This is a genomic window from Mesorhizobium sp. M0618 (assembly GCF_040320765.1).
In the GTDB taxonomy this organism is placed as follows: domain Bacteria; phylum Pseudomonadota; class Alphaproteobacteria; order Rhizobiales; family Rhizobiaceae; genus Mesorhizobium.
This window is the reverse complement of the sequence record NZ_JAMYQH010000028.1, coordinates 33,517-55,412: the sequence shown is the minus strand read 5'-3', so window position 1 is coordinate 55,412 and position 21,896 is coordinate 33,517. Positions and strand designations below refer to the sequence as shown.

The 21,896-nt window shown below is 61.5% G+C and carries 23 protein-coding genes; 17 read left to right on the top strand and 6 right to left on the bottom strand.

The window, feature by feature from the left end:
• Window positions 1–13 precede the first annotated feature (13 nt).
• Window positions 14–988: an alpha/beta hydrolase gene (locus tag NKJ04_RS25635; protein WP_352677878.1), complete on the bottom strand. Its 975-nt coding sequence runs from the start codon at window positions 986–988 to the stop codon at window positions 14–16.
• A 78-nt stretch (window positions 989–1,066) separates the two neighbouring features.
• Window positions 1,067–1,888: an SDR family oxidoreductase gene (locus NKJ04_RS25630; RefSeq protein WP_023812065.1), complete on the bottom strand. Its 822-nt coding sequence runs from the start codon at window positions 1,886–1,888 to the stop codon at window positions 1,067–1,069.
• Window positions 1,889–2,113: 225 nt separating this feature from the next.
• Between NKJ04_RS25630 and NKJ04_RS25625 the strand changes: the two genes are divergently transcribed.
• The 6 genes from NKJ04_RS25625 (at window position 2,114) to NKJ04_RS25600 (ending at window position 6,620) form a co-directional block, all read left to right on the top strand.
• Window positions 2,114–3,148 carry a cysteine synthase A gene (locus tag NKJ04_RS25625; RefSeq protein ID WP_352552002.1) on the top strand — a complete coding sequence of 345 codons (1,035 nt, stop codon included), beginning with the start codon at window positions 2,114–2,116 and terminating at the stop codon, window positions 3,146–3,148.
• Window positions 3,148–3,891, top strand: coding sequence for an alanyl-tRNA editing protein (locus NKJ04_RS25620; RefSeq protein ID WP_352677876.1), 744 nt, complete (start codon window positions 3,148–3,150; stop codon window positions 3,889–3,891). The genes NKJ04_RS25625 and NKJ04_RS25620 overlap by 1 nt, the downstream gene beginning before the upstream one ends.
• 39 nt (window positions 3,892–3,930) lie before the next feature.
• The gene (gene sseA, locus NKJ04_RS25615) at window positions 3,931–4,782 is read left to right on the top strand and encodes a 3-mercaptopyruvate sulfurtransferase (RefSeq protein WP_352677874.1); all 852 of its coding nucleotides are present in this window, start codon (window positions 3,931–3,933) and stop codon (window positions 4,780–4,782) included.
• A gap of 5 nt (window positions 4,783–4,787) precedes the next feature.
• Window positions 4,788–5,351, top strand: coding sequence for a GNAT family N-acetyltransferase (locus tag NKJ04_RS25610; protein WP_023812061.1), 564 nt, complete (start codon window positions 4,788–4,790; stop codon window positions 5,349–5,351).
• Window positions 5,352–5,462: 111 nt separating this feature from the next.
• Window positions 5,463–6,020: an OmpA family protein gene (locus NKJ04_RS25605; RefSeq protein ID WP_352677872.1), complete on the top strand. Its 558-nt coding sequence runs from the start codon at window positions 5,463–5,465 to the stop codon at window positions 6,018–6,020.
• Between the two features lie 132 nt (window positions 6,021–6,152).
• Window positions 6,153–6,620: a DUF1203 domain-containing protein gene (locus NKJ04_RS25600; protein WP_128305997.1), complete on the top strand. Its 468-nt coding sequence runs from the start codon at window positions 6,153–6,155 to the stop codon at window positions 6,618–6,620.
• Between the two features lie 223 nt (window positions 6,621–6,843).
• Here NKJ04_RS25600 and NKJ04_RS25595 read toward each other — a convergent pair whose 3' ends face one another.
• Window positions 6,844–8,151 carry an outer membrane protein gene (locus NKJ04_RS25595; protein ID WP_127295827.1) on the bottom strand — a complete coding sequence of 436 codons (1,308 nt, stop codon included), beginning with the start codon at window positions 8,149–8,151 and terminating at the stop codon, window positions 6,844–6,846.
• A 207-nt stretch (window positions 8,152–8,358) separates the two neighbouring features.
• Entirely contained in the window at window positions 8,359–9,474 is a 1,116-nt protein-coding gene (ald, locus tag NKJ04_RS25590) for an alanine dehydrogenase (RefSeq protein WP_023812057.1), read from the bottom strand.
• Between the two features lie 155 nt (window positions 9,475–9,629).
• Between ald and NKJ04_RS25585 the strand changes: the two genes are divergently transcribed.
• Window positions 9,630–10,103 (top strand): Lrp/AsnC family transcriptional regulator, encoded by a 474-nt coding sequence (locus tag NKJ04_RS25585; protein ID WP_013531467.1) that lies wholly within the window; start codon window positions 9,630–9,632, stop codon window positions 10,101–10,103.
• Between the two features lie 364 nt (window positions 10,104–10,467).
• Here NKJ04_RS25585 and NKJ04_RS25580 read toward each other — a convergent pair whose 3' ends face one another.
• Window positions 10,468–11,121, bottom strand: a complete 654-nt coding sequence (locus tag NKJ04_RS25580; RefSeq protein ID WP_352677869.1) for a 5-formyltetrahydrofolate cyclo-ligase — start codon at window positions 11,119–11,121, stop codon at window positions 10,468–10,470.
• A 162-nt stretch (window positions 11,122–11,283) separates the two neighbouring features.
• Between NKJ04_RS25580 and NKJ04_RS25575 the strand changes: the two genes are divergently transcribed.
• Both NKJ04_RS25575 and NKJ04_RS25570 read left to right on the top strand, forming a co-directional pair.
• Window positions 11,284–12,549: an NAD(P)/FAD-dependent oxidoreductase gene (locus NKJ04_RS25575; protein ID WP_352677867.1), complete on the top strand. Its 1,266-nt coding sequence runs from the start codon at window positions 11,284–11,286 to the stop codon at window positions 12,547–12,549.
• 147 nt (window positions 12,550–12,696) lie between these two features.
• Window positions 12,697–14,676: a bifunctional 2',3'-cyclic-nucleotide 2'-phosphodiesterase/3'-nucleotidase gene (locus NKJ04_RS25570; RefSeq protein WP_352677865.1), complete on the top strand. Its 1,980-nt coding sequence runs from the start codon at window positions 12,697–12,699 to the stop codon at window positions 14,674–14,676.
• 85 nt (window positions 14,677–14,761) lie between these two features.
• Here the strand turns inward: NKJ04_RS25570 and NKJ04_RS25565 are convergent, their stop codons facing one another.
• Window positions 14,762–16,018, bottom strand: coding sequence for an SAM-dependent methyltransferase (locus tag NKJ04_RS25565; RefSeq protein ID WP_128304513.1), 1,257 nt, complete (start codon window positions 16,016–16,018; stop codon window positions 14,762–14,764).
• A 331-nt stretch (window positions 16,019–16,349) separates the two neighbouring features.
• On the opposite strand from NKJ04_RS25565, the gene NKJ04_RS25560 reads away from it, so the two are divergent.
• The 8 genes from NKJ04_RS25560 (at window position 16,350) to NKJ04_RS25525 (ending at window position 21,723) form a co-directional block, all read left to right on the top strand.
• Window positions 16,350–16,484: a hypothetical protein gene (locus NKJ04_RS25560; RefSeq protein ID WP_023812051.1), complete on the top strand. Its 135-nt coding sequence runs from the start codon at window positions 16,350–16,352 to the stop codon at window positions 16,482–16,484.
• 91 nt (window positions 16,485–16,575) lie between these two features.
• Complete coding sequence (locus NKJ04_RS25555) at window positions 16,576–16,866, top strand: Dabb family protein (protein WP_352677863.1); 291 nt, start codon at window positions 16,576–16,578, stop codon at window positions 16,864–16,866.
• A 114-nt stretch (window positions 16,867–16,980) separates the two neighbouring features.
• Window positions 16,981–17,871: a VOC family protein gene (locus NKJ04_RS25550; protein WP_352552014.1), complete on the top strand. Its 891-nt coding sequence runs from the start codon at window positions 16,981–16,983 to the stop codon at window positions 17,869–17,871.
• Window positions 17,868–18,728 (top strand): 3-deoxy-8-phosphooctulonate synthase, encoded by an 861-nt coding sequence (gene kdsA / locus NKJ04_RS25545; protein ID WP_031213495.1) that lies wholly within the window; start codon window positions 17,868–17,870, stop codon window positions 18,726–18,728. The genes NKJ04_RS25550 and kdsA overlap by 4 nt, the downstream gene beginning before the upstream one ends.
• Before the next feature lie 96 nt (window positions 18,729–18,824).
• Window positions 18,825–19,028, top strand: a complete 204-nt coding sequence (locus NKJ04_RS25540; RefSeq protein ID WP_352677860.1) for a dodecin family protein — start codon at window positions 18,825–18,827, stop codon at window positions 19,026–19,028.
• An 86-nt stretch (window positions 19,029–19,114) separates the two neighbouring features.
• Window positions 19,115–19,480: a PRC-barrel domain-containing protein gene (locus NKJ04_RS25535; protein ID WP_352677858.1), complete on the top strand. Its 366-nt coding sequence runs from the start codon at window positions 19,115–19,117 to the stop codon at window positions 19,478–19,480.
• 375 nt (window positions 19,481–19,855) lie between these two features.
• Window positions 19,856–21,130 carry a phosphopyruvate hydratase gene (gene eno / locus NKJ04_RS25530; protein ID WP_023812044.1) on the top strand — a complete coding sequence of 425 codons (1,275 nt, stop codon included), beginning with the start codon at window positions 19,856–19,858 and terminating at the stop codon, window positions 21,128–21,130.
• 269 nt (window positions 21,131–21,399) lie between these two features.
• Window positions 21,400–21,723 carry an FtsB family cell division protein gene (locus tag NKJ04_RS25525; protein ID WP_023812043.1) on the top strand — a complete coding sequence of 108 codons (324 nt, stop codon included), beginning with the start codon at window positions 21,400–21,402 and terminating at the stop codon, window positions 21,721–21,723.
• Window positions 21,724–21,896 lie beyond the last annotated feature (173 nt).

Genomic DNA, 21,896 nt, shown 5'->3' with positions numbered 1-21,896 from the left:
CTTTTTCGTCTGCCTACTTCACCACCGCTTCGATCCAGACGGCGATCCTTTGCGCCAGAAACGCCGTGGTCGATGGCGACAGCGCGCCGCCGGCAATGACGTGATTGTCCGGGTCGCCGGTGTCGTCGACCGGAACCAGTTCATGCGGCGCCCCCCAGCGCCCGGCAATCTCGCGGGTGCGATCGGCCCGCACCACTTTGTCCGAATCAGAAAAGATGAACAGTGCAGGGGTGGTCGCCTTCTCCACCGGCGCGCCATAGGCAAGCTCGGTCAGCGCCTGCATCGGCAAGGTCGCTTCGATCGGATAGCGGGTGGTCCAGAATTTTTCATGCAGCGCGTTGCGCGGCACGAAGCTGTGTTCCTTGCCGGCGACCAGCCTGGCGATCTGTTTGCCCCACGGCATGGTCAGGATCTCGGCGCCCGAAGCCTTGACGCCGAAATTCGGCGAGATGAACGCGATCGCCGCCACCCCGTCCGATGCACCGGGCTGCGTTGCCGCCCAGACCGCCAGCGAGCCGCCGGTCGAAGTCGAGATGACGATCACCTTGTCGCCGATCGCCCGGCCAATGGCGAGTGCTTCCTCATAGTCGTTGATCCAGGCGTTGATGCTGCCTTGCGTCATCGCCGCGCCATCCTGCCCGTGACCGGTAAGGCGTGTGTAGAAGAGATTGGCGTCAAGCTGTTCCGCCACTTCGTCGGGCAGCGGGCGGATTTCGCCCTTCGATGCGGAAAAGCCGTGGATGTAGACGATCGACAGCGGGGTCGTGGCATGCACCAACGGATCGGCCCAGACGATCTCTTTTTCCAGCCCGTCACGGATTCCGGGGATGGCGGCTTCCGCCTTTGCCACATAGGCCTGCGGATCGTCAGCGATGAGCGAGGGATCGAAACGGATAGTGGTGTCGACGCGAACGCGCGGGCCGAGCACGAAGGCCAGTGCGAGAATGGCGATAAGGCCCAGCACAGCAAGCACGATCCGTCGCCCCATGGCAGACTCCACCCAGCACTTGTCTCAACCATGGCGACGGCGGCCCGAAACGGTGAGCCTGCCAATTTCGCCGGCGTCCTATTCGATCGGGGGCTTGCGGTCGTAATGCAGCGGCCGCGCCTTCCAACTGGTCATCAGGCTGATAAACCCTCTGCACAGCGGCCTCGGCAGCAGGCCGAGCAGTTTCAGGGGCCAGCTGGTCCGGCGCGGGAAATGGACTTCGAAGCCGCCCGACTTGATGCCCCGCGCCATGCGGCGCGATGCGCGGCTGACCGGCATCAGTCCCGGCATGGGCAGCATGTTCTTCTCGGTCAGCGGGGTGTCGATGAAGCCGGGATTGAACACCTGGATACGCACGTTCATCTTGTCGAAATCATACTTCAGCGACTCGGCCAGGATGTTGATGGCCGCCTTGGTGCCGCCATAGGCGGCCGTTGTCGGCCAGCCGAAATAGGATGTCACCGAGCCGACCAGCACGACATGGCCGCGCGCCCGCACACGCATGCGTTCGACCGCGGGCACGAGGCCGTTGATGATGCCGAAATAATTGACCTCGAAGGACCGCCGAAAGTCGTTGACGACAAGATTCTCCCCCGGCGTCGAAATGTAGTTCCCTGCATTGAAGATGGCGAGCACGATGGGACCGAGTTCCTTCTCGATCGCGGCGACGGTTCTTGCCATGCGCGGCTCGTCGGTGACATCGCAAGGAAAGGCCGTGACACTGCCCGGCATCTGCGCGGTCTCGACGACAAGCGTGTCGATCGGATCGTCGTCAAGCGCCGTCACCGCGACGGCATAGCCCTGGGACGCAAGATCCCTGGCCAGCGCTCGGCCGATGCCGCTTGAGCCGCCCGTGATCCAGGCGACGCCGTGCTTCGGGTTGGCCCGGTAGAGTGTCATGCTGCGCCCTGCGACTTGTTGGTGCTTTGCTCTAGCGGTGAAGAAATCGAATGAAAAGCTGCTTTTCAACGTCAGCCTGAAATGAACAGTGGCGCATGAGGCCAGCCTCGGGAAGCGCCGACGCAACAACAGTGCCGCAAATGCGACTGGGCCAGGCAAATTCTTGCCTTGAAACCGAAGCTTCGGGTTTCTAGGGTTTCGGCGCACGCACACAAGGAATCCTGAATGCCCCGTTCTGTGATCGACGCGATCGGCAACACGCCTCTGATCCGCCTCAACAAAGCTTCGGAACAAACCGGTTGCGAGATCCTGGGCAAGGCCGAATTCATGAATCCGGGCCAGTCGGTCAAGGATCGCGCGGGCCTGTTCATCATCCGCGACGCCGAGAAGCGCGGGCTGCTGAAGCCCGGCGGTGTGATCGTCGAGGGAACGGCGGGCAATACCGGCATCGGGCTGACATTGGTCGCCAAGGCGCTCGGCTATCGCACCGTCATCGTCATCCCGGACACACAGAGCCAGGAGAAGAAGGACACGATCAAACTGCTCGGCGCCGAACTGATCGAAGTGCCGGCCGTGCCCTACAGGAATCCCAACAATTACGTGAAACTGTCGGGGCGGCTGGCCGAGCAACTGGCAAAGACAGAACCGAACGGCGCCATCTGGGCCAACCAGTTCGACAATGTCGCCAACCGTGACGGCCATATCCGCACCACGGCGGAGGAAATCTGGAACCAGACCGGCGGCAAGGTCGACGGCTTTGTCTCGGCGGTCGGTTCGGGCGGCACGCTGGCCGGCGTCGCCTCCGGACTGAAAGCCAAAAGCCGGGATGTGAAGATCGCGCTCGCCGATCCGCTGGGGGCCGCGCTCTATTCTTTCTACACCAGCGGCGAGCTGAAGTCCGAAGGCAGCTCGATCACCGAAGGCATCGGGCAGGGGCGCATCACCGCCAACCTCGAAGGGTTCACGCCGGATTTTTCATTCCAGATCCCCGATGAGGATGCGCTGCCGATCGTCTTCGACCTGATCCAGGAAGAGGGCCTTTGCGTCGGCGGCTCGACCGGCATCAACATAGCCGGCGCGATCCGTCTGGCCAGGGAATTGGGTCCCGGCCACACCATCGTGACCATTCTTTGTGATTATGGCACGCGCTATCAATCAAAACTGTTCAACCCGGAATTCCTGCGCGAGAAGCAGCTGCCGGTGCCAAGCTGGATGGAGCTGAAGAGCACAATTCCGGTGCCGTTCGAAAAGGTCGCGTGATGGCAAACAGGACGGACGCCCTGTTTCGCGACGATGCCTACCTGCGGACGGCGGACGCAACGGTCGTTGCCGTCAATGATCGCGGCGGCATCATCTTCGACCGGACGATCTTCTACGCCACTTCGGGCGGCCAACCGGGCGATACCGGGTATCTCGAACGCGGCGATGGCAGCCGCATCGCCATTGCCGCCACCCTCACCGGTGAGACCAAGGACGAGATCATACACGTGCCAGCGCCGGAGCAGGCGGTTCCGCAGGTGGGCGAGGCGCTGAGGCTGGCGATCGACTGGGAGCGGCGGCATCTCCTGATGCGCATGCATGCGGCTTGCCACCTGCTTACCGTCGTCTGCCCGTTCCCGATCACCGGTGCCTCGGTCTCCGAGGACGACAGCCGTGTCGATTTCGACGCTCCGGATGCCGGCTTCACCAAGGAGGACGTCACTGCCGGGCTGATGGACCTGGTGCGGGCCGATCATCCGATCTTTGTCAGGCTGATCAGTGACGAGGATCTGGCCGCCAATCCCGGCCTGGTGAAATCCAAGAACGTCCGGCCGCCGGTCGGCACCGGCAAGATCCGCCTGGTCTGTATCGGCGACAACGCCTCGGTGGACAGCCAGCCCTGCGGCGGCACCCATGTGAAGAGCACCGGCGAAGTCGGCGAAATCCACATCGGCAAGATCGAGAAGAAGGGCCGCGAGAACCGGCGCTTCCGCATCCGCTTTGGGCCGATGCCGGCAAACTGAACAGGACAGTGATCGCCAAAAAGCGAGCAGGAGAACAAAATGGCCGAGGACAGCCCCTTCACCGTCGACGCAGACTGGCTGCAGCAACGTCTCGGCGAGCCGGGCCTGACGATCATCGACGCATCCTGGTATCTCCCGGCGCAGAAGCGCGATGCGCGCGGCGAGTATGAGTCGGCCCACATCCCGGGCGCACGATTTCTCGATCAGGATGCCGTTTCGGACCCGGATTCGCCCCTGCCGCATACCTTGCCGTCGCCGCAGCATTTTGCCCAGTATGTCGGCGCCATGGGTGTTTCGGCCGATGACACCATCGTCGTCTATGATGGTCCGGGTTTCTTCTCGGCGCCCCGGGCGTGGTGGATGTTCCGGGTGATGGGCGTCTTCCAGACCTATATTCTGGATGGCGGCTTCGATGGCTGGAAAGCCGCCGGCAGGCCGGTGACGGCTGAGCCGACCAAGATCGCGCCAAGCGTGTTTCATGCCGATTTCGACCCCGGGCGCGTCGCCAGCCTCGCCGACATGCGCCGGATCGTCGACACCAGGGCAAGCCAGATCGCCGACGCCCGGGGGCCGGGCCGGTTCACCGGCACTGAACCTGAGCCGCGCGCGGGTATCCGCTCCGGCCATATGCCTGGCGCGCGCAATCTGCCCTATTCGGCGCTGTCGGAAAATGGCGAGCTGTTGTCGAAGGACCGCCTGCGCAAGGCGATCGAGGAGGCCGGCATCGATCTGTCGAAACCTGTCGTCACTTCATGCGGCTCCGGTATTACCGCGGCGGTGGTGACGCTGGCGCTGGAAACGCTTGGCCATACGAACAACAGGCTTTACGACGGCTCCTGGACGGAGTGGGGCGGGCTTTCCGACACGCCTGTGGTGACCGGCAAGGAATGAAGACGATGGAAAACGGCACGCTGGAAGACATTGACGTCACGGTGACGTTCCTCGAGATGCATGTGCCGCCGGCCTATTCGCCGCCTGTGCCGTATAACCGTCAGGTCGCGCTGCTGAAGACCAAGGACATTCCGCTGCATTTCTACCGCTATCTGATGGACCGGGTGGGGCGCAAATGGCACTGGGTCAATGTGCTGAGGCTGGATGACGACGAGCTTTCCGCCGGCATCCACCGCGAGGATCGTGACATCAGGGTGCTCTACCTCGATGGCGCCCCCGCCGGTTTCTTCGACCTCAAGCCGCATCTGCCGGAAGAAGTCGAGCTCGCCTATTTCGGCATGATGGAACATGCGACCGGGCAAGGCATCGGCCGCTGGTTCCTAGGCTCCGCGATCGCCGCCGCATGGTCGCATGGGCCGAAGCGGGTGACGGTGCAGACCTGCACGCTCGATCATCCGGCGGCTCTGCCGCTCTACCAGAAGCTCGGCTTCGCACCGGTGGCGCAAAAGAGGGAAATCGTCCATCCGCTGCCTTTCACCGAGCGCGCGGCCAGCGTCATGCGGCCCTAGCCGGAAGCTAATACCAGCTCGAATCTGAACCCGTCGTTCATCGGCCCTTCAGGCTGTTTTTGGCATGCTGCCGGCACCATCAATGCGGCCAAGGCGGAAGGAGACGAAGACATGCTGACCCGCCGTACACTTGCCGCCGCGCTGATCGCGGCAATTACCATGCCAAGCCTGGCCGCAGCCCAGGCGACAACGCCTTCGGCCGCGACGATCGAGCGGAAGCTCGAGGCGGCGCCGCGTGTGAAATTGCGGCCGAACGAGCGCGTCACCATCCGCGAATTCAAGCGGCGCCCGGATTTGCGCCGCATGGCCCGCTCGATCGATATCCAGTCGATCAACTTCGCCTTCGGTTCGGCGGCCATTTCCAGTTCGCAATACGACAAGATCGAGACCATTGCCGACGCGCTGCGGCGCATCCTGCGCCGCGATCGCGGCGCCCGCGTGCTGATCGAGGGCCATACCGACGCCGTCGGCTCCTTCCAGTCGAATCAGGCTCTGTCCGAACAGCGCGCCGCTTCGCTGAAGCGCACATTGGTGCGCGAATTCGGCGTGCCCGGCCATGCCCTGGAAACTGTTGGTTACGGCGAGGAGTTTTTGCTCGTGCGGACGCAGACCGAAAACTGGCAGAATCGCCGGGTGACGCTCCGCCGCTTCGACGATTTCATCCGTTGAGCCGCAGCTCCGACGGGACTTGATGAGAGCCGATCGCCGAGGGGCGACCGGCTCTTCGACATTTGGCAGGAATCGGGTGGGCGGCGAGGGTTCAAGGACATAATTTCCAGTCACGACACCGGAGATTTTTCGATGACCATCCAGTTCAAAGCTTTGCCGACCGAAGATGTCAGGACGTTGCAGCGCGGCGGGATCGATGCTTATGGCCAAATGCCCGAGCGAAAGATCTCCGACGGTGACGGCATGCCTTGCCGGCATTGCTTGAAGAATATAGGAGCCGGCGATGCCTACCTTGTTCTGGCATACAGGCCATTCCCTAGCCTTCAGCCCTACGCCGAAACGGGGCCGATCTTCCTGCATGCCGAGGAATGCGATGGTGCCGCTGAGAGCGAGGCGCTGCCCGAGGTTCTCGATAGCCCTGACTACATCGTGCGCGGCTATGGCAGGGATGATCGTATCGTCTATGGCAGCGGCGGCGTCATCCCGACCACGGCAATTGCTGCACGGGCCGAGACGCTGTTCGAACGCGACGAGATCGCCTACGTCCATGTCCGTTCGGCGCGCAACAATTGCTACCAGTGCCGTATCGAGCGCGCTTGAGGCTGAGATTAGCCGCTGGGAACAGTTGTCGTACTCCCGTCGCATAATCGCGATAGAAAGCCATTGTCGATCGATTTGCCGACCGCGGATGAACCGGCGGCAAATCTCGACATCGAGGAAGCGGGGCTTTGGCTCCGCTTTTTTGTTGCGCGGGGGTATTCCGCGCAACAAAAAAGCCCGCCGGCATGGCCGACGGGCTGCAACTGTTTGGCTGGAGGGCCTTTTAGTTGAACTTGTACTTCGCGCCGAGACGCACGGTGTGGAAAGAGGAAGTCGCGGTAAGGGTGTCGTCAGGTGCGCCGAATTCCGAAGAAAAGTCCTTCTTGGCGAACTGCGAATAGCGATATTCCAGACCAACGGTAACGTTGCTGGACAGAGCCGTTTCCAGACCGCCACCAACCGAGAAGCCGCTGGAACCCCAGTCGAGAATGTCGCCGATCGGGTCGGAAGCGTTCAGATCGAAATGCTGCCAGCTGTAGCCGGCAAGCGCATAGGCAAGGGTCGATTCGTTCATCTTCATGCCGACGCGGCCCAACACATCGAACCCATAGTCGGTATCGACGTTGATCGATCCGCCGCCGAGCTCCAGTTCGGAAGTCATGCCGGAGTAGCGTGCATCGACCATGACGCCTGCGACCCAGCTGCCGAAGTCATGATCGTAGCCGACGTTCAGTTCACCAAAGGCACCTTCGCCACCGAGACCATTGAATTCCAGGTCGCCGAGCGGCGGAACGTTGATCTGATGCACGGATGCACCGGCGCCACCAGCGCCGCCGATGTAGAAGCCGGTCCAGTTGTAGGCTGGCGTCTCGAAGGCAGCACCGCCGCCGTTCTGCGCACCGAAACGGTAATTGGCTGCGATCTGGAAGGTATGGCGCGAGGTGTCAAGATTGAGGAGACCGTCCGGAACTCCGACAAGGCCAGCGTCGGAAAGAAGATCGTCCTTGGTCCCGAAGCGCGTATAGCGATACTCAGTCTTGATCGTCCAATTGCTGTTGATGGCCGTTTCGATGCCACCTCCGACAAAATACCCGCTCTGATCCCAATCAAAGTCGAAGCCGGCGTTCGTATCGAGCTTGTACTTCTGCCAGGAATAGCCACCCAGCACGTAACCCAGAGTGTTCGGCGTCAAGAGGTAGCCGAGACGCAGGCCAGCGTCGAAACCGTAGGTTTCCTTGATCGAAGCGTCGAACCCCGTAATGTCCAGCGTGGTCCCGATGTTGCCGACGTGAGCGTCCAGCAGACCTCCGATGAGGAACCGGGGCGAGACCATATAGTCATAGCCAACCGTCAGCTCACCATAGACGCCTTCGCCACCAATGCCGTTCAGCGAGATTGGAATAAAATCGCTGCCGAGCTTGTGTACGTTGGCACCGGCACCGACGCCGAAACCAACGTAGAGGCCGCTCCAGTTAAAGCCGGCAGCTTCTTCTACCGGTTGCACGACGTCAGCTGCATGAGCAGCAGACATCAAAGCTACAGCAGAAACAGCACCAAGAAGAAAAGATTTCGCGGATGTGCGAATGAACATATGCCCGTACCCCAATGAATAAACCCAGAATGTCTCTAGCAGGGAGTCGGCCGGTACGGGAATGACAAATATGCAACAATGATGAGCAAAGTGCCGTTGCGTCACGTGTTTCGACACCAAGCTTTGCCTGAAAAACAGGCTCGCAAGAAAAAAACCGCCGGCTTGGAACCGGCGGGCTGGATTGAAAGGAGCTGTTTTCGCGAAAAATCAGGCGGCAAGAACGGCTTTCGGCTCGACCAGTTCGTAGCCGAGCGCCTCGGCGACTGCCCGGTTGGTGATCTTGCCTTTATGGACATTGAGGCCGTTGCGCAGGTGATGATCGTCGACCAGCGCCTTCAGGCCCTTGTCGGCAAGCTGCAGGCCATAGTGCAGCGTCGCGTTGTTGAGCGCGTGAGCCGAAGTGACCGGCACGGCACCCGGCATGTTGGCGACGCAATAGTGGATGACGCCGTCGACCTCATAGGTCGGCTCGGCATGAGTGGTGGCGTGCGAAGTCTCGAAGCAGCCGCCCTGGTCGATGGCGACGTCGACCAGCACCGAGCCTTTCTTCATGCCCGAGAGCATTTCGCGCGAAACCAGTTTTGGTGCCGCGGCACCCGGGATCAGCACCGCGCCGACGACGATGTCGGCTGAAAAACACTCTTCTTCCAGCGCCTCGACAGTCGAGTAACGGGTGTGGACGCGGCCGGCGAAGAGGTCGTCGAGCTGGCGCAGGCGCGGGATCGAGCGGTCGATGATGGTGACGTCGGCGCCAAGGCCGGCCGCCATCCTGGCCGCGTGCAGGCCGACGACGCCACCGCCGAGCACGGTGACCTTGCCGGGCAGCACGCCGGGCACGCCACCCAGCAGCACACCGCGGCCGCCATTGGCCTTCTGCAGCGCCGTGGCGCCGGCCTGGATCGACAGGCGTCCGGCAACTTCCGACATCGGCGCCAGCAGCGGCAGGCCGCCACGGTCGTCGGTCACAGTCTCGTAGGCGATTGCCGTCACGCCGGACGCAAGCAGGCCCTTGGTCTGCTCCGGATCCGGCGCCAGGTGGAGGTAGGTGTACAGGATCTGGCCTTCGCGAAGCTGCGCCCATTCGCTGGGCTGCGGTTCCTTGACCTTGACGATCATGTCCGACCTGGCGAACACCTCGGCGGCCGTCTTGGCAATCGTGGCGCCGGCGGCGCGATAGGCGTTGTCATCGGCGCCGATGCCGGCCCCGGCCCCGGTCTCGACCAGCACTTCGTGGCCATGGGCGACATATTCGCGGACCGAGCCGGGAGTGAGGCCGACGCGGTATTCGTGGTTCTTGATTTCCTTGGGGCAGCCGACGCGCATTTTCTTCTCCTGATCCGGCCCTTTGGGCTCGTTCCCTGTATGAATGGAGTGAACCACGAATCGTTGCGCAGGTGTTTGCGAATGCGCTTGCGCCAACCGGCCGGTTTCGATAATCGTTGCGCGAAATAACAAGATATTCGCAGGATTCACGAATAATGCCGCTCGACAGGATTGATATCGCCATTCTCGAGGCATTGCAGAAGGATGGCAGGATACCCAACGCGGCACTTGCCGAAAAGGTCGGCCTATCGCAGTCGGCCTGTTCGCGCCGGCTCGACAATCTGGAGAAATCCGGAACCATCCGTGGCTATCATGCCCGGCTTTCCAATGCAGCACTTGGCCACCAGATGACGGCGATCGTGCACATATCGCTGTCGGGACAGTTCGAGAAGACGCTGTCGGATTTCGAGGCGGCGATCAAGCGCTGCCCGAACGTGCTGTCCTGCCATCTGATGTCGGGCGAATACGACTACATCCTGAGGATCGCGGCGAAGGATCTCGTCGACTATGAGCGCATCCACAAGGAATGGCTGTCGGCGATGCCGCACGTGACCAAGATCAATTCGTCGTTCGCCTTGCGTGAGATCGTCGACCGTACGGCCATGGGCATGAAGCCGGAGATGGCCTAGTTCCTCGACACAGAAGTTCTGACGGGTCGCTGCATAGACAAACCACCTGCCTTCGATTTGCGGAAACGGGCGTCACTTCGTCATCCACGGGCGGAGCAAGGAGTGTAGCGACGCAGCGCAGACCCGAGGATCCATGCCGCGACTTCAAAGCGTCACTACGGTGCAGAGTTCTGCTCGGCTGCATTCCTTGGTCAAGGTCACGGCATGGATCCTCGGGTCTCCGCGACGGAGCTTCGCTCCTGCTTCGCCCGTGGATGACGAAGGTGGGTGCCTTGGGTCAATCCCGAATGCCTCTGCGATCCATCGAGACGAACCATGACAACCTGGCTGCTGACAGGCCGCTAACCACCCTGTGGGGCCTGGGCTAGCTGACCGCCGTTACCACCCGATCCATCGGGATATCGTGCGGCTGCGGGTAGATGGTCGCGATGCGCTGCAATTCGTAGCCGACGCCGATGACCAGCGGCTTGAACGGCATCGCTGCCAGCGTACGGTCGAAGAAACCGCCGCCATACCCCAGGCGGTAGTTCTGGGGATCGATACCGACGATCGGCGAGATGACGATGTCCGGCAGCACCGGATCGCCCTCGGCCGGGATCGGGATATTCCAGACACCTTTCTCCAACCGGTCGCCCGCTTTGTAGGCGCGAAAGATCAGCGGCTGCCCCTTCTCGATGACGATGGGCAGGGCGGTGCGGCCGCCGCGTTCGTTTATGGACGCCATCCAAGGCCGCAAATCCGGCTCGCCACGAAACGGCCAATAGAGACTGACCATGCGCCCGGCGATCTCGCCGATGATCGCGTCGAGGCTTTCCGCAATGCTTTGCGACATTACCGTTCGGGCGTCGGCCGAAACAGCAAGACGCGCGGCGATCAGGCGTTCGCGCTCGGCTTTGCGCCAGCGTCTCACATCGGTCCAGTCGCTCGAAGGCGCACGGAATTGCGGATCGAGTTCGTGCATGAAACTGGGCGGCGAAGAATACTGCGCCGGAGCATCGTCGTCACGATCGTTGGCCATGCCTCACCTCATCGCGTGTTCGATGACGCTATACCTCGCGATACGATACAACATGTGCGTTCACGACATGCAACGACGAGTCTCGGGCACTGTCATCTGTTGTTGCATTGCACAAAAATACCTACATCCAGGACAGGCAATCTTGCTATCGGGGTGAACGAAATGAACGAAGCCAGGCATCATGTCGTCGTTGTCGGCGCAGGTTTCGGCGGCCTCGAGTTCACCGGTGCGCTTGTTGGCTCGCCGGTCCGTATCACCATGATCGACAAGCGCAACCATCACCTCTTCCAGCCGCTGCTCTACCAGGTGGCGACGACGGCGCTGGCCACCTCCGAAATTGCCTGGCCGATCCGCCACCTCCTGCGCAAGCGCAACGATGTGACGACGCTGCTCGCCAATGTCACCGGTGTCGACCGCGCCGGCAAGCGCGTGCTGCTCGATGACGGCAGCGCGGTCGCCTACGACACGCTGGTGCTCGCCACCGGTGCCCGCCACGCCTATTTCGGCCATGACGAATGGGAGCCGTTCGCGCCTGGCCTGAAGACGCTGGAGGACGCCACCAGCATTCGGCGGCGAATTCTCCTGGCCTTCGAGCAGGCCGAGCGGGAGACCGATCCCGCCGAACGCCAGGCGTTGCTGACCATTGCGATCGTCGGCGGCGGGCCGACCGGCGTCGAGCTTGCCGGCACCATCGTCGAGTTGGCGCATGACACGCTGCGCGGCGAATTCCGCAACATCGACACGCGGCAGACGCGCGTGGTGCTGATCGAGGCCGGCGACCGTATTCTGGCCAATTTCGCACCGAAACTTTCCGACTATGCCAGCAAAGCGCTCGAGCGGCTCGGCGTGACGGTCGAGCTCGGCCGGGCCGTCACGCGCTGCGACGCCGAAGGTGTTGTGTTTGGCGATAAGCAACTGGCCGCCCGAACGATCCTGTGGGCAGCCGGCGTTGCCGCTTCGCCAGCCGCTGAATGGCTCGGCGCGCCGGCGGACCGGGCGGGCAGGGTGCTGGTCGAGCCTGACCTCAGCGTGCCCGGCAGCCCGGAGATATTTGTCATCGGCGACGCCGCTCATGTGCTGCGGCCGGACGGGCGGCCGGTTCCCGGCGTGGCGCCTTCCGCCAAGCAGGAGGGCCGACATGTTGCGGCTACCATCAAGGCCAGGCTCGGCGGCGACACGACCGCGCGTCCTTTCCACTACAGGCATGCCGGCGATCTGGCGACGATCGGCAAACGCGCCGCTGCCATCGATTTCGGCTGGATCAAGCTCACCGGCTGGCTCGCCTGGTGGCTGTGGGGAGTGGCGCACATCTATTTCCTGATCGGCTTTCGCAACCGGCTTGCGGTTTCGCTGAGCTGGCTATGGATCTACGCGACGGGGCAACGTAGCGCGCGGCTGATCACCCAGGGCGACGACGACAAGGGCTGATTTCTTCGCCCCGATCGTTCATGCGCACGTCAATCTGTTGCTGATGGACTGACGGCTTCATGCGCGCGACTTGTTGAATGGACTTAAGCAGGTTTCAGAGCGAAGTTCGCTTCGGGGCAGGGCTTGTCAGGTTGTCGAGGAGAAAACATGTCGCAACTGCTCCATCCCGTATCCCGCCGCGATCTCCTTGCGGGTGCCGCCGCCGCAGGGGCACTGATCATGCTGCATCCGTTCTCCGCCCGCGCTCAAGGCAACCAGGCCCATCTTCGGATCATGGAAACCACCGACATCCATGTGAACGTGCTGCCTTACGACTACTACGCCGACAAAGCGAACGACACGCTGGGCCTGTCGCGCACGGCGTCTCTCATCGATGCTGTGCGCAAGGAAGCCGTGAATTCGATGCTGATCGACAATGGCGACCTGCTGCAGGGCAATCCGATGGGCGACTACATCGCCTATGAGAAGGGGCTGAAGGACGGCGACCTGCATCCGATCATGAAAGGCATGAACCTGCTCGGCTACGAGTGCTCGACACTGGGCAACCACGAGTTCAACTACGGCCTGTCGTTCCTGGACAAGGTGCTGACCGGTGCCAATTTTCCCTTCGTCTGCGCCAATTTGATCCGCGGGACCGAGCTTGCCGCTAACCCGCGCGACGACAAGCTCTATCTCAAGCCCTATGTCATCCTCGACAAGAAGATAAAGGACGGCGCGGGCGCCGAGCAGCCGATCAGGATCGGCATCATTGGCTTCGTGCCGCCGCAGATCATGGTTTGGGATCTCAAGAACCTGGAAGGCAACGTCAAGACGCGCGACATCGTCGAGGCGGCCAAGGCCTGGGTGCCGCAGATGAAGGAGGAGGGCGCCGACATCGTCATTGCGCTCTCGCATTCCGGCATCGATGTGAAGCAGGGCGAGATGATGGAGAACGCCTCGTTCTTCGTCGCCGGTGTCGACGGCATCGATGCGGTGTTCACCGGTCACCAGCATCTGGTGTTCCCCGGCAAGAAGGATTTCCAGTCGCTCGATGGTGTCGACACGCAGAAAGGCACGCTGCAGGGCAAGCCCGCCGTCATGGGCGGCTTCTGGGGCTCGCATATGGGGCTGGTCGACCTGATGCTGGAACGTGACGGGTCGAAATGGAAGGTCGTTTCAGCCACTTCCGAGGCGCGGCCGATCTTCGAACGCGTCGACAACAAGAACAAGCCGACTGTCCCGGACGACAAGCGCATCATCGCGGCCCTCGAACAGGACCACCAGGCGACACTGGCCTATGTGCGCCGCCCTGTCGGCAAGACCTCCGCGCCGCTCTATTCCTATTTCGCGCTGGTCGCCGACGATCCGTCGGTGCAGGTCGTCAGCCAGGCGCAGACCTGGTACCTCAAGGAAATTCTCAAGAACACGCAATGGAAGGACGTGCCGCTGCTGTCGGCCGCCGCTCCCTTCAAGGCCGGCGGGCGCAACGGCGCCGACTACTATACCGACGTGCCGGCAGGCGACATCGCCATCAAGAACGTTGCCGACCTCTATCTCTATCCGAACACCGTGCGGGCGGTCGAAATAACCGGTGCGCAGGTCAAGGAGTGGCTGGAAATGTCGGCCGGCATCTTCAACCGGATCGAGCCTGATAAGGCCGACCAAGCCCTCATCAACACCGATTTTCCGTCCTACAATTTCGACATCATCGACGGCGTCACCTACAAGATCGACCTGTCGCAGCCGCCGAAATACGATGCCAAGGGCGGGTTGGCGAATGCCGGCGGCAATCGTATCGTCGACTTGATGTTCGACGGAAAACCGATTGATCCCAACCAGAAATTCGTCGTTGCGACCAACAATTACCGGGCTGGTGGCGGCGGCAATTTCCCCGGCATCAATGCCTCGAAGATCATCTACGAAGCACCGGACACCAATCGCGATGTCATTGTCCGCTATATCGTCAGCGAGGGCACGATCAACCCGTCGGCGGACGACAACTGGTCGTTCGCACCGCTGCCTGGAGCCAGCGCCGTGTTCGAAACCGGCCCCAAGGCCAAGGATTTCATTGCGCAGGTGAAATCGCTGAAGATCGAACCGGCGGGTGAGGGCGAGGCAGGATTCGCGAAATACCGCATCCTGCTTTGAAGGGTGACGGCGACCGCGCGGCCATGTCGAGATCGTGCTCGACATCGCTTGGTCAGCGGCAATGAAAATCGAAGAGCGTGTCGATTTACGCCTTGTAGACCACCTGGCGCACGTCGATGTAGCTGGCGCGGAAGCCGGCTTCGCAATAGTGCAGGTAGAACTCCCAGAGCTTCTTGAAGCGGTCGTCGAAGCCGAGCGGAACGATCTTCTCCCATGACGCCCGGAACCGGTGGCGCCATTCGGCCAACGTGCGCGCGTAGTCATCCGGAAACACGCGCTCGCGTAGATGAGCAAGGCCATGATCCTTGCCCAGTGCCTTCAGGATCGACGGTGTCGGCAGCATGCCGCCCGGGAAGACGTAGCGCTGGATGAAATCCGGCCTTGCGCGATAGGTGTCGTAGGCGGCTTCGTTGATGGTGATGATCTGCAGGCCGGCAGTGCCCCCAGGCCTCAGACAGGCCTTCATCTTGCCGAAAAACACCGGCCAGTATTTCTCGCCGACCGCCTCGAACATCTCGATCGAGGCGATGCGGTCATAGGTGCCGGTTTCGTCGCGATAATCCTGCAGCTTGATGTCGACCTTGTCGGCAAGGCCAGCCTTGGCGATGCGAGCCGTGGCAAAATCGTGCTGCTCGCGGCTGATCGTCAGCCCGGTCACGCGGCAGCCGATCTCGCGCGCCGCGAATTCGGCGAAGCCACCCCAGCCGCAGCCGATTTCCAGCACATGGTCCTTCGGACCGATCCCTGTATCCTTCGCCAGAGCGCGATATTTGGCGGCCTGGGCGCCTTCCAGGTCGTTGGCACCGGTCGTGTAGAGCGCCGAAGAGTAGGTCATGCTCGGATCGAGCCATTCCTTGTAGAAGGCGTTGCCGAGGTCGTAATGCGCCGAGATATTGCGTTTCGAACCGGTGCGCGTGTTCTGGTTGAACCAGTGGCGGATGCGCTGGACGGTGTTGATCAGCCAACTGGTGCCGCCCGCGATACGCTCGCCGATGACCGAATTGACCACGAACAGCTCCAGGAAGCTGGTCACGTCGGGGCTTTCCCAATCGCCGTCCATATAGGATTCGGCAACGCCGATCGTGCCGCCGGAAAAGGCGCGGCCCGGCAAGCGCCAATTCTTCAACACCAGTTCGGCATCTGGGCCAGGTCCCTTGCCGCCGACGAGGACGGCACGGCCGTCCGGCAGCCTGACCTTGAGCGAACCGCGTGGCAGGTTCATCGCCGCCGACAGCACCATGCGCGCTTTCGCTGGAAGACCTTTCACGATCTCCGCGAAATTGAATTCATCGAGCCTGACCGCGTCGCTCAATGCTACGCCAAAATGTTCCTTTTGCGCCATCTCGTGCCCCTGGATTTCCGCGGTGTCGGCGCAAATTGCCGGGCCACGGTTCTCTTGGATCATTCGCCAGCTTCGAACGCCGCCGCGACCGGTTCGTCGGCGAGCGGGCTCGAATGAAGTGCGCGCCCCCTACCAGAGCTTCAGCGCTTCCCGGTGAATCCGTGCGACAATCTTCCACGTCATGCGGGGAAACTTCAAGGGGCAGGCTGCAACCGGGGCTGTGCCAAGCAGATTGCTCGCGCCGGCGGGCATCTGTGCCTTTGGACAGCCAAGGCGCAGCGCGTTAAAAAACGCCTATGGCCGCAGAATTCCTTGTGCGATAGATTTAGCCATGCGTTATGTAATCGTCATTGCCGCCATCGCGTTTTTCCTGATCTGGGATGGCATGTACAATCAGGGCCGGTATCTCGACACCACGGTGAGAGAACTTAGCCGCATTGTGCGATATGCTACCGGCAAGGTTTAGCTCCGGCGGCTGCAGCCGCGACATCCTTGTCGATTGACGCCAACGTCCTGCCGTCACAAAAGACCCCAGCACTTTGATCGAGGAGGCGGGGTTGATCCGGCATATCGTTTTCTTCAGCGCGCAGCGAAAAGAGGATGTCGAGGCTGTGCGCACCGGCTTGCTGGCGCTCGGCGACATTCCTCATTCCAGCCTTTTCGAGGTCACCTTGAACACCAAGGTCGATCTACTGTCCGATGAGGTCGACGTGGTCGTCTATGCGGAGTTCGCCGACGACGCCGCGCTGGCCGCCTACAAGGCGCACCCGCTCTATGCGCAGACCACCAGCAAGGTCAAACCGATGCGGGAACTGCGCTATTCCGCCGATGTCGTTGCCGGAAGCTGATGCCTTGTCCAGGTGGGTGCCTTTTTCGAAGTCCGGTGAACTGACTTGGGCGAACTGGCCGGGATTGCGATCAAGTCTTGAACCGATTTGCGGAATGATGCACATCGCGCCTGCATGACCCAAACCGCAGCCGCAGGCACTCATCCGCTCGATCACCTGGTGCTGCCGACGCAGAGCCTTGAGGTTGCGCGAGCCCGGCTCACCGCGCTTGGCTTCGTCGTGGCCCCGACCGGCATCCATCCCTTCGGAACGGAAAACTGCTGTGTTTTCCTGGCCGACGGCACGTATCTCGAACCGCTCGCGGTCGGCGACGAACAGGTGGCGACAAAGGCTATCGCAGACGGCAATGTCTTCGTCACGCGTGATCGCGCCTATCGCGACAGCAACGGCGACGAGGGATTTTCCGCCATTGTTCTAAGCACGGGCAATGCCGATGCCGACCATGCACGCTATGTCGATGCCGGCATCTCGGCGGGAGACATGCTGGGCTTTTCGCGCGCCTTCACCGACCCTGCCGGCAAAAGCGACATCGCATCGTTCAAGCTCGCCTTCGCGGCCGGAGCCGAAGCCACGGACGCCTTCCTGTTTGCCTGCGAGCGCGTCAACGCGCCTGATGTTGACCGTACGGCTTTGCAGGCCCACGCCAACGGCGCGACCGGAATTGTCGAGATCTTGGCGATCAGCGATGCGCCCGGAAAGCAGCATGGGCTGATTTCCGTGGCGGTGGACGATCCGGCCGCCGACAGGCAGGGCGGCATGTTTCCCTTGCCGAATGCAGATTTGAGCGTGCTTGACGGCGCGGCTTTCACCGCGCGCTTCGGCCTGCCTGCCGGCGCGCCGACAGATCTACGCTTCGCAGCGGTGGTCTTTTCGGTTCGGAACGCCGATGTGACATCGAGGCTGCTTGCAGCCAATTCCGTCCAACACGATATAGCGGGCAATGATATCGTCGTGCGGCCTGCACCCGGACAGGGCGCGGCCTTCATCTTCCGGGAGATCCCATGAGCAAGCCGCAAGCGTCCAATTCGATGGCGCCCAATTCGTCGGTAACCGTCGGCAATGTCGTCTTCGACAACAAGGCGGCTCTGTCGCTGATCGCCGGCCCTTGTCAGTTTGAATCACGCCAGCACGCCTTCGATATGGCCGGCGCGCTGAAGGAACTGACCGGCAGGCTCGGCATAGGGCTCGTCTACAAGACCAGCTACGACAAGGCCAACCGCACCTCGCTGTCGGCGACGCGCGGTGCCGGTATGGACGCAGCCCTTCCCGTCTTCGACGAGTTGCGCAAGGAATTTTCGCTCCCCGTGCTGACCGATGTCCATACCGAGGAGCAGTGCGCGATCGTCGCGCCGCATGTCGATGTCCTGCAGATTCCGGCTTTCCTGTCGCGCCAGACGGACATGCTGGTCGCCGCCGCCAGGACCGGCAAGGTGATCAATGTGAAGAAGGGGCAGTTCCTCGCCCCCTGGGACATGAAGAACGTCGTCGCCAAGATCACCGGATCCGGCAATGCCAATGTGCTGACCACCGAGCGCGGCGCGTCCTTCGGCTACAACACGCTGGTGTCCGACATGCGCGCTCTGCCCATCATGGCCGAGATCGGCGCGCCGGTGATCTTCGATGCCACGCATTCGGTGCAGCAACCGGGCGGGCAGGGTGGTTCCTCGGGTGGCGAGCGCCGCTTTGTCGAGACGCTGGCCCGCGCGGCAGTCGCTGTCGGCGTTGCCGGCGTGTTCATCGAGACCCATCAGGATCCCGACAACTCGACCTCTTCCGACGGCCCGAACATGCTCCCGTTGAAGGACATGCCGGCCCTGCTCGAGCGGCTGATGGCATTCGACCGCATCGCCAAGGGCCTCTAAGGGCGGACGCATACTCCGCCGACTGCCGGCGCTTGTGGAAGGCACGAGCCGGCTATACGCTTGGCTGGCAAATAAGCGTTTTGGCAGGAGGAAGCCATGTCCGTCGCCCGCGTCACCGAAATCGCATCCTCGTCGAACAAGAGCTTTCAGGACGCCATCGAACAGGGAATTGCGCGCGCATCCAAAACCCTGAAGAACGTCGAGGGCGCCTGGATCCAGGACCAGAAGATCGTCGTCCAAGACGGCAAGATTGTTGCTTATCGCGTCAATATGAAGGTTACCTTCATCCTCGCGGAGTGAACGGTCGACGCCGAAAAAGTCGGGAACCTTCGCCCGTACCCCTCATTGTCCAAGTATGGTTCGAAACCACAATGAGGAGCACAATCATGGCAACCCAGACAGGTCACACCCAAGCCATCGCCGCTTCGCGGGTCATCGGCACATCGGTCTACAATACCGAAGGCACGTGCATCGGCAGCATCGAGGATGTGATGCTTGACAAGATGACGAACGGCATCATGTTCGCGGTCATCGGTTTTGGCGGCTTCCTCGGTATCGGCGAGAAATATCACGCCATTCCGTGGGCAAGCCTCGACTACGATGAGGACAAAGGCGGGTATGTCGTGCCGTTTTCCAAGGAACAACTCAGGGCGGCACCTGCCTATTCGATCAACGAATTGACCGGGGCGGATGGCGAGGCGGCCCGCGACGAATCCTACAATTATTACAAGGTCACGCCTTACTGGCATTAACAGCAACCACAAAGCGGCTCCGCCGAGAGGCGGGGCCGCTTTGGATTCCGGCTTATTCGCTGACGTATAAGGGGGCCATCGCCTTCGGCGGCGACTGCTGATTGTCGCACGACGTCAGGAATGCCGCCGCGATCAGGAACAGACTCACGATACCACTCAACTGGGACATGGCGAAACTCCTCCTGTTTCGCCCCGCGCCCCCGCACCATAGCCACAAGCCGGCCTGCCGTACATGACTTATGATGACAGCGATTTGCGCTTCGTGAATCGTTCGGAGGCTGATGCCGCGGCAATAATTGCCAGCCGGCCGATTGCCTTTTGCAGCACTTTGGCTAAGACGTGCGGCATTCTTCAGATCAATCGAGGACATCGCAAATGACCGCCATCATCGACATTGTCGGGCGTGAAATCCTGGACAGCCGTGGAAATCCGACCGTCGAGGTCGATGTCATTCTCGAAGATGGCTCAATGGGCCGCGCGGCGGTGCCATCGGGTGCTTCGACCGGCGCCCACGAGGCCGTCGAACTGCGCGACGGCGGTGCCCGCTATCTCGGCAAGGGTGTGCTCAGGGCCGTCGAAGCGGTGAACGGCGAGCTGTTCGAGGCCATCGGCGGCATGGAAGCCGAAAACCAGATCCATATCGACCAGACCATGATCGAGCTTGACGGCACGCCCAACAAGAGCCGGCTTGGCGCCAACGCCATTCTCGGTGTGTCGCTGGCGGTGGCCAAGGCGGCCGCTGACGCCGCCGGCCTGCCGCTGTACCGTTATGTCGGTGGCACCAAGGCGCATCTCCTGCCGGTACCGATGATGAACATCATCAATGGTGGCGCGCATGCCGACAACCCGATCGATTTCCAGGAATTCATGATCCTGCCGATCGGCGCGCCGACGCTGCGCGAAGGTGTACGCTGGGGTTCGGAAATCTTCCATACGCTGCGCAAGAAGCTGAAGGATGCCGGCCACAACACCAATGTCGGCGACGAGGGCGGCTTTGCCCCGAACCTGAAAAGCGCCCCGGTGGCGCTCGATTTCATCATGGAATCGATCGAGCAGGCCGGCTTCAAGCCGGGCGACGAGATCGCGCTCGGCCTCGATTGCGCCGCGACCGAGTTCTTCAAGGACGGCAACTACGTCTATGAGGGCGAGAAGAAGACGCGCGATCCCAAGGCCCAGGCCAAATACCTGGCCAAGCTTGCCGCCGACTATCCGATCATCTCGATCGAGGACGGCTTGGCCGAGGACGATTGGGAAGGCTGGAAGTACCTGACCGACCTGATCGGCAAGAAGACGCAGTTGGTCGGCGACGATTTGTTCGTCACCAACACGGCGCGGCTACGCGACGGCATCCGCATGGGCGTTGCCAATTCGATCCTGGTCAAGGTCAACCAGATCGGCTCGTTGACGGAAACGCTCGACGCCGTCGAGACCGCGCACAAGGCCGGCTACACCGCCGTCATGTCGCACCGCTCGGGCGAAACCGAGGATTCGACCATCGCCGATCTCGCGGTTGCCACCAATTGCGGACAGATCAAGACCGGCTCGCTGTCGCGCTCCGACCGCATGGCCAAGTACAACCAGCTGATCCGCATCGAGGAAGAACTCGGCAAGCAGGCAAGCTATGCCGGCAAGTCGGTGATCAAGGGCTGATCCGGAAAACACTCGGATATCGGATGAAAGGGCGGGAGCATTCCCGCCTTTTTTCATTTCGGTTCGCCAAACCGGTCACCTGTAACCGTCCGTTAAGCACAATCGGGCGAAAAGATCGTGAGCCGCCTGAGTTCGCGGGCTAGAGCCGGATGATTTCAGGTCTGTTCGACCTGAAGTCTGAATCCGACTCTAAATCAAAGAGATAGAGCATGTTGTCGTCCGAAAACCGCTTCACACATTTCGGCATCACGCTCTAGAGGAACCGGGCGATGTGGACGCGTCAGCACAAGCAGAGAAACACCGGCCGGCTGATCATTCCCTCGCTTTGCGTGGTGTTCCTGGCCTATTTCGGCTTTCATGCCTATCACGGCGAATTCGGCATCTATTCGAAATATCAGCTGGAAGCCCAGACGGTTGCGCTGCAAGGCCAGCTCGATGCGATCAAGGCGCGCCGCATGGAACTCGAGCGCCGCGTTCGGCTGATGCATGAAGGCACGCTCGAGAAGGACATGCTCGATGAGCAGGCACGCAAGGCGCTCAATCTGTCCCAAGCCGATGAAATCACCATTATGTTGCCGACCTCGGTGAAATAACTGATTTCCAGTTAATCGCCAATATTTTCAACGATTTTAATTGCTTAGGCGCATGCCAGCTATGCAAATTCGGCATGGCGCAACGCTTTGACGCGTGTTAGCCTCCCTAAAATCGGTGGGGAGGAGCTGATCTCCCCAGAGCAGATTTCATCCTGCTCTAATGTCCACGAAGA